The following is a 16,248-nucleotide window of genomic DNA, read 5'->3' on the forward strand; positions in this document are numbered from 1 at the left end:
CATTTCATTGTAAGGTGATAGGAGCAGCCCGCCTGGCAGCCAAGACAGCTAACGGATTGTACGGCAAAACCGCTTCAACGTAAGCGGTTCTTTTTAAAACGAATCACTTTTCTGTGTTCTCCTTCTTTTCAGCTACAAACTATGTGATAAGTGCGGAAAAATTAAGGTTCTCATTTACATTCTATTCCTCTGTTTTTTAAAGTTGTCTACTAGGCATACCGCTCTCTTAAGGATAAAAGTCATTGGATTGGCATCTCTTCTAATAAATCTTCTTTTGCTTTCATTCCCCTCTGATTTCAGCAGTATTAGTAAGCACAGAGGTTTTTTAGTTCCCGATTACATGAACGTATTGAGGAATAATTATTTTGCCCTTCAAATCTGAAAGGTATATAATATATATACTTGTATGACAATTGAAAGGAATGATTTTTATTAAATTCAATCCTGTTTCCAATAAAAAATTATACATACAAATTTATAATCAGATCCTTTCGGAAATTCAGTTAGGTTCTTTTAAAGTAGGAGATAAACTGCCTTCAGAAAGGGAACTATGCGAACAGTTTGGTGTCAGCCGCGCGCCGGTTAGGCAGGCTTTGAGTGCCTTGGAAATGAATGGTGTCATTTATTCTCGCCAGGGAGAAGGGGTGTTTGTTAAGAATACCACAATAACCAATGGGATTTCTGCTTCCATGGAGTCAGCATCTCCGGAAGATATTGTGGAAGCAAGAATGAACATTGAGCCTTTAATTATAAAATTTGCGGCTTTGAGAGCGACTGACGAAGATATTCGGGAGCTTAGGAAGACAATAAAAAAAATGGAAGAAGAAACACTTTCTGGTGTATACGTTCCTGAAACGGACGAACAATTGCATATGGGGATTGCAAAAGCATCACATAATGATTTATTTATTACCTTCATGTCCGCTATCACGAATGCTATGAAGCAGCAGGAAATGTGGCGATTTATCCGTGACCGAACCGTTACTCGTTCAGAATACCGGGAAGTGAATTTCCAGGAACATAAACTGATTATTAAAGCGATTGAAGACCGTAACGAAAAAGAAGCTGTTGAACGAATGACTGCCCACATGCAAAACTTATATGATCGATATTGGAAAAGCTAAACTCTGTTATAAGAAGCCCCCTGTTTATAAAGAATGAAATAAAAAATCGGGCGTATAGTGGCTACAAGCCGACCTCCATTTCTATACGCCTTTTCCTGCCTATTTTGCTTTTTGGTCTCCTGATCCTAAACATCTTTGACAAATACCATATAACACTTTAACACCTTCAGAACTATCAGCTGTGTCGATCACTTTTTCACACACCTGGCATACAATCGTATCTTGTTGCACTTTCGATTTCTGTACCATGGTTTTATTGCCTCCAATCATTTTCATTTCATAAATGCCCTCATCAAATCAAGTCTTGATGGCCGCTTCCCCACAACGTCTGCACGTAGTGATAGTGATTCGCAACTGTGACCACAGCCCGAATGACAGTATTCATTCCTGGATCATCCCTTTCGCTGATTAAGCCCCGAATTTTTATGGACACATATATTTTGCAAGATTTGGAATTTTCTATATCCCTAAAAATGACTGTTTTTATGAATATTACCCAGTAGCTCTTAATGAAATCTTTTTCAACCAGATTTTTCAATGCTGGATTTATATGTGGCATTTTTTACTTTAAGCGCTTTTCCAGACTGTTTCACTAGAAATACAAGAATAAAAGAAGCAAGGATCATGCTTAGGCCTAAGAAAATCATACTGATATTAAAAGAACCTGTCATATCTTTAATATAACCGACAATGTATGGACCGAAAAATCCGCCAAGATTTCCGATACTATTAATTAATGCTATCGCACCACCCGCTGCTGCTCCTGTTAAGAAAGAAGGCGGAATTGCCCAAAACGGAGAATAGGCACCAAAAGCGCCGCATAACGCAATTGTTAAAAATACAAATGCTAATATAACACTTGAATTTGCTACATAGCTGCTAATGACCATTGCAACAGCGCTTACAGTTAAACAAGCAGCTACATGCCAGAGCCTTTCGTTTTTCTTGTCAGAATGATTTCCAACGAAAATCATAACCACCATAGCACAGAAATACATAAACCCTAACAGCCAGCCCATCCCCTGCGTGCTTAGAGAAATCGTTTCAGATAATCCTTGTGAGATCGTCGGCAAGAACATATTAATGCCGTAATATCCAATCATCCAGCAAAAATAACCAATCGATAGAATTAACACGTCCCTATCTTTTAAGGCTTGAGTAAATGTATAGTGCTTTACCTGTTCTTTTTCCATCCTTTCTTTTGTTGTTACGTTAATAAGCCACTGCTTTTCATCTTTATCCAGCCATTTCACATCTTCAATTTTGTCATCCAGGTAAAAAAATGCAATTACACCAAGAATAAGCGCAGGAATCGCTTCTAAAATAAACAGCCACTGCCATCCAGATATATCAAGCCACTCAATTCCTAAGAGAAATGTAGAAAGCGGAGAACCCAATGCATTCGCCCCGGGGATGGCCAGCATAAATCCAGCAATTGCTTTAGCATGGTGTTTCGTTTGATAAAAACCACTCAAATAAAAGACCATACATGGATAAAAACTAGCTTCTGCTGCACCTAATAAAAAACGTGCAGTATAAAACTGCCATGGTTCTTGTACAAAAGCCATTAATATCGCGATGATGGCCCAAGTGATCATAATCCGACTGATCCATTTTCTGGCTCCGATTTTTGTCATGATAGCACTACCCGGAACTTCTAATATGAAATAACCAAGGAAGAAGATCCCGGCTCCCAGTCCAAATACAGCATTTGAAAACCCTAGATCTTCATTCATCTGGAGAGCTGCAAAGCCGATATTAACTCGGTCTAAAATCGCGATAATAAAACATAAGAATAAAAATGGAATTAACCGAATTGTTACTTTACGAGTGGTTGAACGCTCTAATGCTAATTGGTCCAAGAAGATTCCCCCTTAACCCTAGTGTTGTCCTCCAAAGATAAAAGAATCATATTGTCTTCAGAAACAAAAGCCCCCTTTTGTTAAACGCTTACATTTTTTCTTTCGTTTTGTTTGGTCTTTAATAGAGAGGGTCAGGCATGTTAAACATACCATCTCTGCATAGATCCATTAGTCCATATGTGAACCGCCATTAATATCAATTTCTTCCCCTGTGATGTAGGCTGCTTCTTTAGCAGCCAAAAACGTAATTGCGGCGGCAATTTCTTTTGTTTCACCCGGGCGACCCACGGGGATATTATCAATGACTTTTTTCGCATCTTCTTCAGAAAGTGATTTCCAAATGTCAGTATTTACAAGGCCTGGCGCTACGCAATTCACAGTTATACCATCCTTCCCTACTTCACGGGCAAGGTTTTTAGAAAAGCCTAATACGGCTGCTTTGGAAGCGGAGTAATGGGCACCGCCAAAAACGCCGCCGCCCCTTTTTGCAGATACAGAAGACAGGTTGATAATACGTCCATATTGCTGCTTTTTCATTGTTTCTAGAACTGCTTGTGTGCACAAGAACAACCCAAACATATTGACGTTAAATACCCTTGTCATATCTTCCAATGTCATATCCTGTACCGTTACTTTTTGAGAAATTCCTGCGTTATTCACTAAAATATCAATGCGGCCGAACGCTTCAAGTGTTTTGGCTATCATATGGTCAACTGATTCTTTATTCGTTACATTAACTTCTACACCAACCGCTCTCCCTCCGCTTTCTGTGATAGCTTCTACTGTATCCTGAATACCTGTCTGATTCATATCTGCTACTACAATTGAAGCTCCCTGTTTGGCAAGAGTTAATGCAATGGTTCTGCCGATTCCTTTTTTAGAACCGCTTCCTGTCACTATAGCTACCTGATTATTTAATGTAAACATGGCGTACTCCCACTTTCATGTTTTATATTCTAAGCATATCTTTAGCCGTTTTTATAATATTTTCGATGGTAATGCCGTTGATTTCCAGCAGCTTCTCATAAGGAGCCGATTCTCCAAATCGGTCCTGCACTCCGATTCGTTTGACTCTGCCCCGCCCTTCTTCGGCTGCTACTTCACATACAGCACTTCCCAGCCCGTTCAGGATGTTGTGATCCTCCACAGTCACGATATTGCCGAGATCCAAACACTCTACCACGGCTTCTCTATCTAAAGGCTTGATCGTATGCATGTCTAAAAGAGTTGCATAAATCCCTTGCTCTTCCAGCTGTTTGACCGCTTCTAAAGCAAGATATACTGTATCGCCATTTGCAATGATTGCGATATCTTTTCCGTGCTTTAATTGCTTGGCTTTTCCAATGATAAATTCTTCATTTTCGTCGTAAATAACCGGCACCGCGTCTCGGGTAAAACGCAGGTACATTGGACCGTACATATTCGCTGCCTGCCTGATCAGTTTTCTAGTTGAGTGGTAGTCAGCACCCATGATCACAGTCATATTTGGGAATGATCTTAATACGCCCATATCCTCAATCGCCTGGTGGCTTCCGCCATCATTTCCAGGTGTTAATCCGCCGTGTGAGCAGGCGATCTTTACATTCAAATTTGGATAGCAAACTTCTTGGCGAATTTGTTCCGCCATACGCAGCGAACCGAAGACAGCATAGGTGCTTACAAATGGGATTTTACCTGTTGTCGCCAAACCTGCTGCCAGGCCGGCACCGTTCTGTTCCGCAATCCCAACGTTCACATGCTGATGAGGGAGCTGTTTTATGAATTCTCCTGTTTTGCATGACTTGCCGATATCGATATCGATTACGTAAATATTTTTATTTTCTTTTCCCAATTGAACGATTTCATCACCAAAAGCTTCCCGTGTCGCTTTTTTCGTGATTAATGCTTTTTCGGTTTGGCTCATGATCTTAAACCCCCTGCCAGTTCCTCTAATGCTTGTTCGTATTCTTTCTCATTTGGCGCTACTCCGTGCCATGAGCAGATATTTTCCATGTAAGAAACGCCTTTGCCTTTAATCGTGTCTGCTACAATGCATTTCGGCTTTCCATTTTTCGTTTTTGTCACTTTGTCTAATATCTCTACAATCTCTTTCATCGAATGTCCGTCAATTCGCTTTGTTTCAAAACCAAACACTTCAAACTTTTTCTCGATGTCTTGCAGCGGCATTACTTCATCACAATAGCCATCAATTTGCAGGCGGTTATTGTCGACAAAAACAATTAAGTTATCAAGGCTGTATTTTACTGCGGTTTGAACCGCTTCCCAAATTTGTCCTTCTTGGCATTCTCCGTCGCCTACCATAGCGAATACCCGGTAGTCTTTGCCGTCCCGTTTGCCTGCAAGCGCCATACCCACGGCACAGGAAAGCCCTTGGCCCAATGAACCAGTTGAAATGTCGATTCCCGGGCATTTCTTCATATCAGGATGGCCTTGGAAAGGCGAGCCGTACCGCCTTAATTTGTATACGCTTTCATACGGGACAAATCCTCGCAGCGCTAAGGCAGCGTATTGAATAGGTGCCACATGGCCTTTCGATAAGACAAAACGATCCCGGTCTTCCCACTTGGGATTTTTAGGATCTATATTCATTTCTTTAAAATAAAGGGCTGTGATGATATCAGCAGCGGATAATGAACCTCCTGGATGCCCGGACTGGGCTTCGTAAATCATCGTTACCGCTGTTTTCCTAAGCTCAATGGCTTTCGCTTGCAGTTCTGCCAAACTTGCTTTTTTCACTCCGATCACCTCAGTCATTGTTTAAAATGTAAACTTATATTCTTAGTCACTTGTTAACTTGTAATACAAGTGACTTATGAGAACACTATACAATTCTTAACAGCGTTTGTCTACCGTTTTTTGAAAATTTTAAATTAAACCAATTGAAGCTTATATGCTAGACTAGACTCATTTTCAGATCCATAAATGCCCTCTAGTTACTACAACAGATAGTCTGCAAATGGAAATTTAAATACCTTTTCAGGGTAAAATGAATTGAGCCTTATAAATATAAAAAGACCGCAAAGCCTTCTTAAAGAGAAGCGTTGCGGTCTTTGAGTCTCTTTTTTACTTCGTATAAGTCAATAGATTTTCAGCGGAGTCCGCGGAAATACATTCATTGATTGGTTTCCTCTACTCTATGCGGAGAAACCTGAATGTTTCAATCAGTTTTGGGATAAAAAACATGTTGACGCTCCTCTGCTTGACTATTTAATATTCGATAGTTGGCCCCTCCAATATGAAGCGGAATATCCAGTTTTTCTAAATCTGGCATTCCATTTTTCAGGAAAAGCTCTTTATCTTGATATCTCTGTAAAACTTCTCCCACAATCCACTCTTGATCGCCCAACGTGGAAACACTGTGTACTTTACACTCATAAGCAAAATAAGCATCAGTTAAAATCGGCACCTCGGCTTTTAGCCCTTTTTCGTATTGAATATGAAATGCTTCAAACTTATTTATATCTCTACCACTACGGGTGCCTAATGCTTGAATTAATCCCGAACATCTCCCTGGAAGAAAATTCACACCGAAAATACCACTTTTCTCAATCAATTTGTAAGTATATGTCTCTTTGTTTACGGATATCCCATACATTCCTGGAGAAGATCCAATGTACGTATGCCACCCAGAAGACATTGCGTTTTTTTCACCTTCATATTGAGCCGTAACTACAGCTACCATTCCAGGGTAGGCGTACCAAATTGGTTCATCTATCGGTGCTCTCATCTTCATCGCTCCTTTTGTTTTAGATTTAATTTTTATTAAAATTTGAGATGCAGCAAAACAACAATGATAAAAGCTAATCCAGCAAATTAGAAGTACATGAGATGGTGGTCAGGGACTGAGGTGTCAGATGTCAATCAACCGATAATAAAGCAGTATCTCCATCGTATTTTTCGATTAAGTATGCAAAGGAGCAAGCTCTACACCGCACGCCCCGCCAAAAACAATAACACGATCAGGGCTGTGCTTTTGAATTAAACTTTTGGCAGACCGAGCTTGCTTTAATCAAAAACTCCTTCCAATAATCCCCTGCTCTTTTTCAAGATCCGCATCTAAATCGACAAGTACTTCTTCAAATGGGCCATTCGTTTTGGGAGCAAGTCAGTTTAATAAATGTGCTCCGAGTACGTAAGGGTTGTTACCGCCTTGCCATTGCGGCATGAGTAACCGAAGCGCATACCTTCTTTATTTGTCATTTTATACATCCTTCCTTTCATGAATGAATATGATGAACAAATCATAAACCCTATAGCAGCTATAGGGTCAAGGGTTAGTTATTTTTTAGCACTCTTAATTCTGTAAGGAAGTTTTCTTCTCTTAATGAGTTATAGTCGATTGGAAGAGAAACTTGATATACTTTTCCATCCGTTTGGATGCCGTGAGATTCAATATATTGATAAAGCTTTTGATAATACTCATCATAATTTTTTGCAGACCAATTAAATGCAATACATACATATTCACCAGATGGGATCGTATCTAACCTCATGTTTTTTTCTCCTATGTCTATTTTTTTCCCACTGCAAACAGTCGTATAAATACTATTGCAATAAATTTCACGAGAATCCTTATAGGGCTTGAAATCATAAATGAATCCATAATAGTTATCTATTACATCCCCTATTTTTTCGACAACGTCAGCCAGCTTTCTGTAATACAAATCGGATTGATTATGAGGATTAACTTGAGGCGTCTCTACTTTTAATATTGTTTGTTTATCTATATACCGAAAATAAACGAAACCTTCATCTTTTTTACTGCATATTTCTAATTGTTCATTAAGCTGTTTTCGTCTCCTATGAAGTAATTGACGAGCACGTTCGAGCTTTTCCATTTCTTGCACAATAACGCTTTCTTTCTCCTCAAGAAAGTATTGCATATCTTCTGGGGTGCAAGTATATGAGCTGAAACGCTTAATTTCTTCTAGAGGTGTCCTAATATATTTTAGATACTTGATAACATCTAAATAAAAGAACTGTTTGACATGATAATACCGATAACCATTATCCTGATCTGTATAATAAGGCTTGAAAATTCCGATCCTATCATAATAGCGCAATGTTTGAATTGAGATGTTATTTAGACGGGCTGTTTCGCCAATTGTAAAATATTCCTTCATCCATCTCATCCTTTCGTCTTAGCTCTAAGAATTCTTTCTTCACTATACACGGTTACCTTCAAAATCTTAACTGAGCAATCTTGAGAGCAATCTGTTATCTTCTTTTTCGTTTTCTTAAAAAGATCCGCCAAGAAATGATCTTTCCAGTTTCATAACAATTGCATGTTAAGCAGGAAAAGTATTGACCCTATCGTCACAACAGGGTTTATGATTTGTTACGCAACTTTAAAATAGTTGGAAAAAGGAGGGGGAGTGTCTGTCAGAAGATGTTTAAAGTATCCACTGTAGTCGTGGCTGAGTTTATGAGGCAAGTCATTCAAGACTGACAGGCATAGATGATGTAAATGGGTCAGGTCGTTACATATAATTGAACTTTTTAAAAAGCTTAATCCTTAAAAAGATTAAGCTTTTTTCCTTTCCAATGCTCACCTTATAGATTCCATATCAAGACGCAAGGCTCTTATAGCACTTCAAGGCTTTACATATTACATCCCCTCTCCCTCGGGCCTGTCGCATACTTGGTTTTAGTTAACATGTAGCTTTGTGTTATCATATCGTATATGTCTTTATCTGAGACAGTTCCGTCAAGAATGATAGAATTCCAATGCTCTTTATTGAGATGAAATGCTGGAACGACCGAAGTGTATTTCTGTCTCCAAAAATCGAGAAAACCGGGTTCACACTTCACATTGATCCAAATATAATCATTTTTTTTAAATATCCACGCAAACACCTTTCTGTTTTCTATGTGTCGCATTAACGTCCAATTTTTATCACGAAACGGGTAATCTTCATATACATTTTTAAAGCTCAAACAATAATCAATTGCTTCCTCTCTATTTTTCATTGCTTGCCTCTCCTTCTACATATAAATAACTGCCTAAAGTTTTTTCTTTAGCAATTGATTTCCTCTACTTTATTTAACAATAATGAATATGTGAATAAAAGAACTATGATTAACAATTTGCAGATCGGGCAGTAAATTAAAAATTCAGTTGCTTTTTTCTGAAAGCTACTTTAGCTATTCGGGCGCATTGGACAAACAGAGGCTTTCGTTGGTACCCCTGCCTTTCTTCGGCAATCCGCTAGCCTGTTTACCGGCATCATCAACCGATAAACATAAACAAGCTGGCAGCAATAAGCACCAGCTTGAAACATATTCTTTATGAAGTGGCTCCCCCAACTGATCAATTGCCCCTTGTTGGATGCCAACATTCATTGCAGAACGCCGTACTTTCAGAGAGGAAAATGCCGCATATTTTGATATCGCAGAAATCAGGCTACAGTGTAATTGACGGTCTTGGTCCACTTACCAATGTATATCGAATGAAGGCGGGGGCGACGACAACGATTAACAGGGTCCCGGCAAATGCCACGATGAAAAAATATAATGATAAAGGAACCAATTCCGGCAGCACGAGCTCCAGTCTCGGCAGCATCGTGAGTTTGGTCAATACGTTACACGGACCCTATTCTTCAACGAACCCGGCTAAGGGATATTTTCACTTTGTTAATGCAATAACGTTGTTTTATTAATGTTTTGTTTATTTTTTAGGAGTCAATGAAAAAGAAGTTACCGCTGGCGGAGAGAGAAAACAGACAAAAAGCTGCTGGCGAAGAGTCAGCAGCTAACACAGGAGCATTTAAGCATTTCACCTCTATAAAGGACAGGCGCCATTTTCCACATTGATAAATGGCTGTTGCAGAACAGCTTTATGATAAAAGAACACCATACTTCATAGAGTAATCATCATTTAATGAGCCATCATCTCATGGGCAATATCGTGTCCATCCATTTTTGACGGGTAGTAGGTAGGCCAATTTTTGACTTCATCAAGTAAAGCTTCACGGTCGTCCCCCCAATAGAGATGATAATGACTAGCTTTAGTCGGGTAAATACTATGATCACTAAACTGAATATACTGAGGCAGCTCTTCTGCTTTTTTAGCTAGTTTGAATATGTATCTTACCCCTCTATTGCCCGCATCATAGGTGAGAATTTCGTACCCGTCATACGTATACTTACCAGAATATTCTTTTCCATTTTTGAAGAACGTTACAGTATCTTTCTGGATTACAATACGGTCAACATCTGTTTGATAGCCTTTTTTATAATACTCTTTATATTCTTCAGCTGTCTTGCCGCCTTCGTGTTCTGATTTATATGAAAACACTTCGTCAAGAGTACCATCTTGCAGGTATGGATATACAGATTGCCAATCTCCTTCCCAATCAGAAAGTAAGCGATCCTTTACTTGGCTGTTTTTAAAATAGCCTTCATATATTTTTTCTGTTTCTTCATCATGCGCATGACTATGATCGTGAGAATGTTCTTGTGTATGACTGTCAGATGTTTGCTCTTGCGTTTTGGAAGAGTCTTCTTCAACTGCTGAGGATGATGTTGTTTGATTAGACTCACCTGCAGAAGAACCGGAAGTCTGACATCCTGCCAATACGAGTAATGAACCAATCGTTAATATGCCTAGCCGCTTTGAAAATAAAATGTTCATTCCAACACTCCTTTTTATTAAATCGAAAACATTACGATTTATATTATACATACATCTCTTGCAAACATCAAAGGGAAAATGCTCTTCATGCGGATGGACTATTTTAAAGGAATAACTGACTTTGTTCATCAGTTATTCCTTTAAAATACGAAAGTCTACGATATTTCCATATCGATCCGCTTCAATATGACAGCACCCCTCAAGCAGCTGTTTTAATTTTCCCCGTCCGCGTTGTACCCTTGATTTTGCTCCTGAGTAAGAAATGCCGAGCTTTTCACTCAACTCTTTCTGTGATAACCCCTGAAATTCAGTTAACTCGAGCGCCTCTCGATACTTTTCAGGCAACCGTTTGATGGTCGATCGAATACACACAGCTGCTTCCTTGGTGAAATTTTCTTCCTCTGCACGGTTATTAAAATGTAGATCATCAGGCAATATTTCGCTTGTTTTTTTTATACGGTAAAAATCAATAATCGTATTTCTAGTGATCCGATAAATCCAGCTGTCGATCTTTTGTTCATCGATCAGATTTGGGAGATGCACTTGTATTTTCATAAATACGATTTGCAAGAGGTCATCAACGATAGATTGATCGTTAACCCTTTGTGAAATATATGTTTTTAACGGCTGATGAAATTGATCCCATAGATCCTCTATATTCATTTGAAAAAACCTCCTATAATTTTGCGTCTGCTTTACATTTGCTTCGTCTTTTTAATCGTAACAAAGAGCGAAACAATTGTTGAATCAATTGTATTGCAGCTGTTGCAAAAAATAATGATAAAGGAGAGGTTTGTTGTGGAGTATACCTATTTAGGGAGAACAGGATTGCGGGTGAGCCGTTTATGTTTAGGCACGATGAATTTTGGAGTTGATACAGACGAAAAGACTGCGTTCCGTATCATGGATGAAGCGCTTGATAACGGCATCCAATTTTTTGATACTGCCAATATTTACGGCTGGGGCAAAAACGCAGGATTGACAGAGAGCATCATTGGAAAATGGTTTGCACAAGGAGGACAGCGCCGCGAGAAAGTTGTTCTGGCGACAAAAGTATATGAACCGATTTCTGATCCGAATGACGGGCCAAATGATATGAGGGGCTTGTCTCTATACAAAATCAGACGTCATCTGGAAGGATCACTGAAGCGGCTTCAGACAGATCATATCGAATTGTACCAAATGCATCATATCGATAGGCGGACACCGTGGGATGAGATATGGGAAGCTTTTGAGACTCAGGTTCGCTCCGGCAAAGTAGACTATATTGGATCCAGTAATTTTGCAGGCTGGCATTTAGTTAAAGCGCAAGCTGAAGCTGAAAAACGGCGATTCATGGGACTCGTCACTGAACAGCATAAGTATAGTTTATTAGAACGAACAGCTGAAATGGAAGTGCTGCCGGCTGCACGGGATCTTGGTTTAGGAGTAGTGGCGTGGAGTCCCCTTGCAGGAGGGCTTCTTGGCGGGAAGGCATTGAAAAGCAATGCCGGAACTCGTACAGCAAAAAGAGCAGATTTAATTGAAAAACATCGTTTGCAACTCGAGAAATTTTCAGATTTATGCAAAGAACTAGGAGAAAAAGAAGCAAATGTGGCTTTGGCATGGGTGCTGGCAAATCCAGTTTTAACTGCGCCGATCATCGGACCACGAACGGTTGAGCAGCTGCGTGATACGATAAAAGCCGTTGAAATCAGTCTGGATAAGGAGATTCTCCGCATGTTAAATGATATCTTTCCCGGACCTGGAGGAGAGACACCTGAGGCATACGCCTGGTGATACATTCATTACTCAATACTGACATTTTTCTTAAATATTTATACTGAACTATCATATTAAGAAAGACAAGAGCATGTTTGTCTCTTGTCTTTTCCACATCATGCTGAAAATGCTGGCTAAACATCGACAAAAATGCTGCCACTTCTAAAAAAGAACCCTAAACAATAGAGTAACTGGAGAGACAACTGGCTTGATCAGCTTGGGACCCCTTTCAGCTGTATTTAAATCAATCAAACTAATGATTCATTGGCAGTCTAAATATTATTATTGTTTCTTTACAAAATAGTAATAGCCCCTGTAATGATTGCTAACAACGTAATAACTAATGATGTAATTACAGCCCACTTAACGGCAAACCTTTGAAATGACCCCAAGTCCATTTTAAGCATGCTTACTAGCAATACTGTTGACGCAACCAATGGACTCATCAGATGAACCGGCTGCCCCATTATAGAAGCCCTTGCAATTTCTACTGGTTCTATACCATATGCTGAGGCAGCTTCTGCAAAGATAGGTACCATACCAAAGTAATATGCATCATTTGATAAAACAAAAGTAAACGGAATACTAGTGAGTGCTACAATAACGGGGAAAAACCCTCCCATTGATGAGGGAATAACGGATATTAATGATCCTGCTATGGCATCCACCATCTTTGTCCCGGATAATATACCAGCAAATACTCCTGCTGAAAATACCAATAATACTACAGTTATGGCATTACCAGAATGCTCGGCGATTCGCTCCTTCTGCATTTTTACATTCGGATAATTTATAGTAAGGGCAAGAACAAAACCAATTAAAAATAAAACTGACGGATGCTTAGTTCCAAGCACAATAAACACCATGATACTTATAACGAGGAATAAATTAAGATATATTAAGCGTGGTCTTTTCAATTGCTCACTCTCCAAACTAGCAGCCATATAAGATTGAGAGCTGTCCTTTGTTATATGTCTAGGCTCTAATTGAACGATGCCTATTCGATTCCTCTCTTTCCTTCCCATTAGAAAAGCCAGAAATATCACACAAGCAATACCTCCAAGCATGGTCGGAAGTAATGGCACAAAAAAATCTGAAGGATCCAAACCCAGCACTGAAATCGCTCTTGTAGCTGGTCCGCCCCATGGAGTCATTCCGCTAACGATACTCAACGACAGCATTGCTAATGTCGCCATAACCATGGGATTCATACCAATTCTTTTATACAAAGGTAACATTGCTGAGACTGTTATCATATAGGTTGTTGTACCGTCCCCATCTAAAGCGATAAGCATTGCCAAGACGGCAGACCCTATCGCTATTTTCACAGGATCTCCCTTTACTATAGATAAAATTTTTTCTATTAGCGGATCAAATAAACCTGCATCAATTAAAATTCCGAAAAAAAGAATAGCAAACAATAGCAATGCCGCTGAACTTGCAACTGTTTGAATTCCTTCTAAAATCATGTCGCCAATACCCTTACCAAAACCTCCAATAAGAGCAAAAACAATGGGAGTGATGGTCAAGGCAACAATAGGCGAGACTTTCTTTGTCATTATTAATATTGTAAAAACAGTTACCATCGAAAAACCTAAAATAGTAAGCATATTACACCTCCAAGAATGCGCTTTCAAATGACTTTTGATTAACATATCTTATACGGTGTAATAAGTTAAATAAATATTTTTTTACTGTGTTTCAAAAAAAATTCTATCATAACTTTAAATGGTTACCATTTGTTCACCCTTTAAAAAATCAATGAATGCTTTAACGAGTTTGATTCCTAATGATTTTTGATCGTACATTAGCCAAGTATCTCTCATTAGAGGCTTACCCTTAGCATTATACAGTTCCATTGTGTACAAATGATCAGATTCCTGCAGGCAAATTTCTGGTGCTATGGAGTAACCAAGACCATGCTTTACCATCTCTTTGCAAGTCTCTTGTCGATCCACTTCCATTGCAATAATGGGGGCTTGTTTTAGATTCGTATGCATCCAATCTTCTATAATCGTTTTTAAAGAAGCATCCGTTTTATATTTGATAAAAGGTAAAAAAGGAAGCTGCTCTATCGTTATTGGTTTTTTTGAGATGATATGTAATTTTTCCCGTGTCAGCCGTTCCTCCACCCCTTTCCAGCGATGGCTTCCTCTCAGTATACCGACTTGTACAATACCAGCATCTAATAATTTCATGACATCTGTGCTCCAGCCTGTTTGTACACTATATTGGACATTAGGATACATAGTGGAAAATTCCCTTAATAACTTAGGGAGCTTATATTGAGCGAAATTGCTTGATACCCCCAGCCTTAGATGTCCTTGCACCTCTTTGCTTAGATTAGAGATATGATCTTTGGTATCTTGAAGTTCCTGTAGCATTCTTCTTGCATAAGCAACCAAGTGTTCTCCTTCCGCAGTAAAGGTAATTCCTTTATGCCTTTTGGTGAATAATTCAATTCCGAAAATCTCCTCAATCTTATTCAACCGATAAGTGATGGAAGGCTGTGATGTAAATAATCGTTCTGCTGTTTTTGTTACACTTTGTTCTTCGTGAAGAATTTTCAATAAAATCCAATCTTTCTCATCCATTTTCATCTTCCTTTCTAGTCCTTCTTTCACAATTATAAAAGTTTTTTTATCGAATATTAAGAAAACTTATATTTTATTTTTATTTTTTTACCTTCTACACTAAAAAACATAAAAAATACTACCTTTAAGATGAGGATGATGACGATGGTCAAGACGAATGTAACAATCATGAGAGGCGGAACAAGCAAAGGCGTTTTTTTCCACGAATCAGCCATGCCTAACAATAAAAACGAATGGGAGCCCTTTTTGCTTGATGTCATGGGAAGTCCTGATAAAAGACAAATAGATGGTTTGGGTGGCGGTAATTCCCTTACTAGTAAAGTGGCAATAATAAAGAAAGCATATACTTCGGATATTGATGTTCACTATACTTTCGGTCAAGTCAGCATTTCAGAAGAAAAAGTGGACTTTAAGGGGAACTGCGGAAATATCTCCGCTGCTGTTGGTCCATTTGCTATCGAAGAAGGACTTGTAAAAGCGACAGAACCAATGACTGCGGTAAGGATCCTGAATACCAATACGAATAAAATGATCATTGCGGAAGTAGAAGTGGAAGACGGTCAGGTCAAATATGACGGAGATGTTACGATATCTGGAGTACCTGGATCTGGATCTCCAATCTATTTAAACTTTCATGATGCCGCTGGTTCAGTTACCGGTCATTTATTGCCTACTGGAAATAGTTCGGAGTTTTTAGATACAAGTCAAGGCCAAATAGAGGTGTCTATTATCGACTATGCAAATCCATTAGTTTTTGTGGAAGCGAGCAGTATCGGCCTGGATGGAACGGAACTTGCAGAAGAATTTACTGATCTACAGTTAGCTCAATTTGAAGAATTAAGATCCATTGCGGCAGAGAAATGCGGCTTTGCCAGTCGATTTTCAGCTACAAAGTTATCGCCGGCTGTCCCCAAACTGGCTATAGTAGCAAAACCAGAGAAATATAAAGATAGTACAGGTGCTTGGCATTCAAGCGTTGAGATGGACTTACACATCAGGATGATGTCCATGCAAAAGCCACATCAAGCACTGGCTGTCACTGGAGCGATATGTACAACAAGAGCCCTTTCAGTGGAAGGTGCAATCCCTGCAAGAATAGCAAAAAACCACTCTACAAAGGTTCGGCTAGCTCATTCTTCTGGTATTATTGAAACAATGGTGGAGCCCACTGGTATAAAGATCGTCCGTACCGCACGACGTATTATGGACGGAACAGTTTATACGCATGGAGACTATCAAATGATGTAGATGGACTGTGCAAAAAGCCTCCCCCT

General features: G+C 39.2%; 16 protein-coding genes and 1 pseudogene. 5 read left to right on the forward strand and 12 right to left on the reverse strand.

Annotated features, from left to right (window positions below):
* Positions 1–422 precede the first annotated feature (422 nt).
* The gene (locus tag NSQ12_RS13815; RefSeq protein ID WP_015714375.1) at positions 423–1,124 is read left to right on the forward strand and encodes a FadR/GntR family transcriptional regulator; all 702 of its coding nucleotides are present in this window, start codon (positions 423–425) and stop codon (positions 1,122–1,124) included.
* Positions 1,125–1,223: 99 nt separating this feature from the next.
* Here NSQ12_RS13815 and NSQ12_RS13820 read toward each other — a convergent pair whose 3' ends face one another.
* The 8 genes from NSQ12_RS13820 to NSQ12_RS13855 form a co-directional block, all read right to left on the reverse strand.
* Positions 1,224–1,400, reverse strand: coding sequence for a GapA-binding peptide SR1P (locus NSQ12_RS13820; RefSeq protein ID WP_015714376.1), 177 nt, complete (start codon positions 1,398–1,400; stop codon positions 1,224–1,226).
* 245 nt (positions 1,401–1,645) lie between these two features.
* Positions 1,646–2,986: an MFS transporter gene (locus NSQ12_RS13825; protein WP_174223075.1), complete on the reverse strand. Its 1,341-nt coding sequence runs from the start codon at positions 2,984–2,986 to the stop codon at positions 1,646–1,648.
* Between the two features lie 168 nt (positions 2,987–3,154).
* Positions 3,155–3,913 (reverse strand): 3-oxoacyl-ACP reductase family protein, encoded by a 759-nt coding sequence (locus NSQ12_RS13830; RefSeq protein ID WP_015714378.1) that lies wholly within the window; start codon positions 3,911–3,913, stop codon positions 3,155–3,157.
* Positions 3,914–3,935: 22 nt separating this feature from the next.
* Entirely contained in the window at positions 3,936–4,889 is a 954-nt protein-coding gene (locus NSQ12_RS13835; protein ID WP_015714379.1) for a transketolase C-terminal domain-containing protein, read from the reverse strand.
* A complete protein-coding gene (locus NSQ12_RS13840; protein ID WP_015714380.1) occupies positions 4,886–5,722 on the reverse strand; it encodes a transketolase in 837 nt (278 codons plus the stop codon). The genes NSQ12_RS13835 and NSQ12_RS13840 overlap by 4 nt, the downstream gene beginning before the upstream one ends.
* Before the next feature lie 421 nt (positions 5,723–6,143).
* Positions 6,144–6,713, reverse strand: a complete 570-nt coding sequence (locus tag NSQ12_RS13845) for a flavin reductase family protein (RefSeq protein ID WP_015714381.1) — start codon at positions 6,711–6,713, stop codon at positions 6,144–6,146.
* A 547-nt stretch (positions 6,714–7,260) separates the two neighbouring features.
* A complete protein-coding gene (locus NSQ12_RS13850; RefSeq protein ID WP_015714382.1) occupies positions 7,261–8,109 on the reverse strand; it encodes a MerR family DNA-binding transcriptional regulator in 849 nt (282 codons plus the stop codon).
* A gap of 478 nt (positions 8,110–8,587) precedes the next feature.
* Positions 8,588–8,956: an MmcQ/YjbR family DNA-binding protein gene (locus NSQ12_RS13855; protein ID WP_029727161.1), complete on the reverse strand. Its 369-nt coding sequence runs from the start codon at positions 8,954–8,956 to the stop codon at positions 8,588–8,590.
* A gap of 339 nt (positions 8,957–9,295) precedes the next feature.
* On the opposite strand from NSQ12_RS13855, the pseudogene NSQ12_RS13860 reads away from it, so the two are divergent.
* Positions 9,296–9,618 (forward strand): annotated as a pseudogene (locus tag NSQ12_RS13860) (phospholipid phosphatase); the annotation flags it as partial.
* A 52-nt stretch (positions 9,619–9,670) separates the two neighbouring features.
* The gene (locus NSQ12_RS13865; RefSeq protein ID WP_015714385.1) at positions 9,671–9,799 is read left to right on the forward strand and encodes a hypothetical protein; all 129 of its coding nucleotides are present in this window, start codon (positions 9,671–9,673) and stop codon (positions 9,797–9,799) included.
* Between the two features lie 64 nt (positions 9,800–9,863).
* Here NSQ12_RS13865 and NSQ12_RS13870 read toward each other — a convergent pair whose 3' ends face one another.
* Positions 9,864–10,619, reverse strand: a complete 756-nt coding sequence (locus tag NSQ12_RS13870) for a metal-binding protein ZinT (protein ID WP_029727159.1) — start codon at positions 10,617–10,619, stop codon at positions 9,864–9,866.
* Positions 10,620–10,751: 132 nt separating this feature from the next.
* The gene (gene sigZ, locus NSQ12_RS13875; RefSeq protein ID WP_339174928.1) at positions 10,752–11,282 is read right to left on the reverse strand and encodes an RNA polymerase sigma factor SigZ; all 531 of its coding nucleotides are present in this window, start codon (positions 11,280–11,282) and stop codon (positions 10,752–10,754) included.
* Positions 11,283–11,417: 135 nt separating this feature from the next.
* On the opposite strand from sigZ, the gene NSQ12_RS13880 reads away from it, so the two are divergent.
* Positions 11,418–12,398: an aldo/keto reductase gene (locus NSQ12_RS13880; RefSeq protein WP_004398762.1), complete on the forward strand. Its 981-nt coding sequence runs from the start codon at positions 11,418–11,420 to the stop codon at positions 12,396–12,398.
* A 275-nt stretch (positions 12,399–12,673) separates the two neighbouring features.
* Here NSQ12_RS13880 and NSQ12_RS13885 read toward each other — a convergent pair whose 3' ends face one another.
* Entirely contained in the window at positions 12,674–13,990 is a 1,317-nt protein-coding gene (locus NSQ12_RS13885) for a citrate:proton symporter (protein ID WP_015251605.1), read from the reverse strand.
* A gap of 114 nt (positions 13,991–14,104) precedes the next feature.
* A complete protein-coding gene (locus NSQ12_RS13890) occupies positions 14,105–14,974 on the reverse strand; it encodes a LysR family transcriptional regulator (RefSeq protein WP_015251604.1) in 870 nt (289 codons plus the stop codon).
* Positions 14,975–15,118: 144 nt separating this feature from the next.
* Between NSQ12_RS13890 and NSQ12_RS13895 the strand changes: the two genes are divergently transcribed.
* A complete protein-coding gene (locus tag NSQ12_RS13895) occupies positions 15,119–16,222 on the forward strand; it encodes a 2-methylaconitate cis-trans isomerase PrpF family protein (RefSeq protein ID WP_019712533.1) in 1,104 nt (367 codons plus the stop codon).
* The last annotated feature ends 26 nt before the right edge of the window (positions 16,223–16,248 follow it).

The sequence above is a fragment of the Bacillus sp. PS95 genome (genome assembly GCF_037963565.1).
GTDB lineage: Bacteria > Bacillota > Bacilli > Bacillales > Bacillaceae > Bacillus > Bacillus subtilis.

Coding starts and splice junctions, on each gene's coding strand:
- NSQ12_RS13835 (WP_015714379.1), bottom strand. CDS start 4,889: ATGAGCCAAACCGAAAAAGCATTAATCACGAAAAAAGCGACACGGGAA.
- NSQ12_RS13890 (WP_015251604.1), bottom strand. CDS start 14,974: ATGGATGAGAAAGATTGGATTTTATTGAAAATTCTTCACGAAGAACAA.
- NSQ12_RS13845 (WP_015714381.1), bottom strand. CDS start 6,713: ATGAGAGCACCGATAGATGAACCAATTTGGTACGCCTACCCTGGAATG.
- NSQ12_RS13870 (WP_029727159.1), bottom strand. CDS start 10,619: ATGAACATTTTATTTTCAAAGCGGCTAGGCATATTAACGATTGGTTCA.
- NSQ12_RS13855 (WP_029727161.1), bottom strand. CDS start 8,956: ATGAAAAATAGAGAGGAAGCAATTGATTATTGTTTGAGCTTTAAAAAT.
- NSQ12_RS13885 (WP_015251605.1), bottom strand. CDS start 13,990: ATGCTTACTATTTTAGGTTTTTCGATGGTAACTGTTTTTACAATATTA.
- NSQ12_RS13895 (WP_019712533.1), top strand. CDS start 15,119: ATGGTCAAGACGAATGTAACAATCATGAGAGGCGGAACAAGCAAAGGC.
- NSQ12_RS13820 (WP_015714376.1), bottom strand. CDS start 1,400: ATGAAAATGATTGGAGGCAATAAAACCATGGTACAGAAATCGAAAGTG.
- NSQ12_RS13815 (WP_015714375.1), top strand. CDS start 423: ATGATTTTTATTAAATTCAATCCTGTTTCCAATAAAAAATTATACATA.
- NSQ12_RS13830 (WP_015714378.1), bottom strand. CDS start 3,913: ATGTTTACATTAAATAATCAGGTAGCTATAGTGACAGGAAGCGGTTCT.
- NSQ12_RS13850 (WP_015714382.1), bottom strand. CDS start 8,109: ATGAAGGAATATTTTACAATTGGCGAAACAGCCCGTCTAAATAACATC.
- NSQ12_RS13865 (WP_015714385.1), top strand. CDS start 9,671: ATGAAAAAGAAGTTACCGCTGGCGGAGAGAGAAAACAGACAAAAAGCT.
- sigZ (WP_339174928.1), bottom strand. CDS start 11,282: ATGAATATAGAGGATCTATGGGATCAATTTCATCAGCCGTTAAAAACA.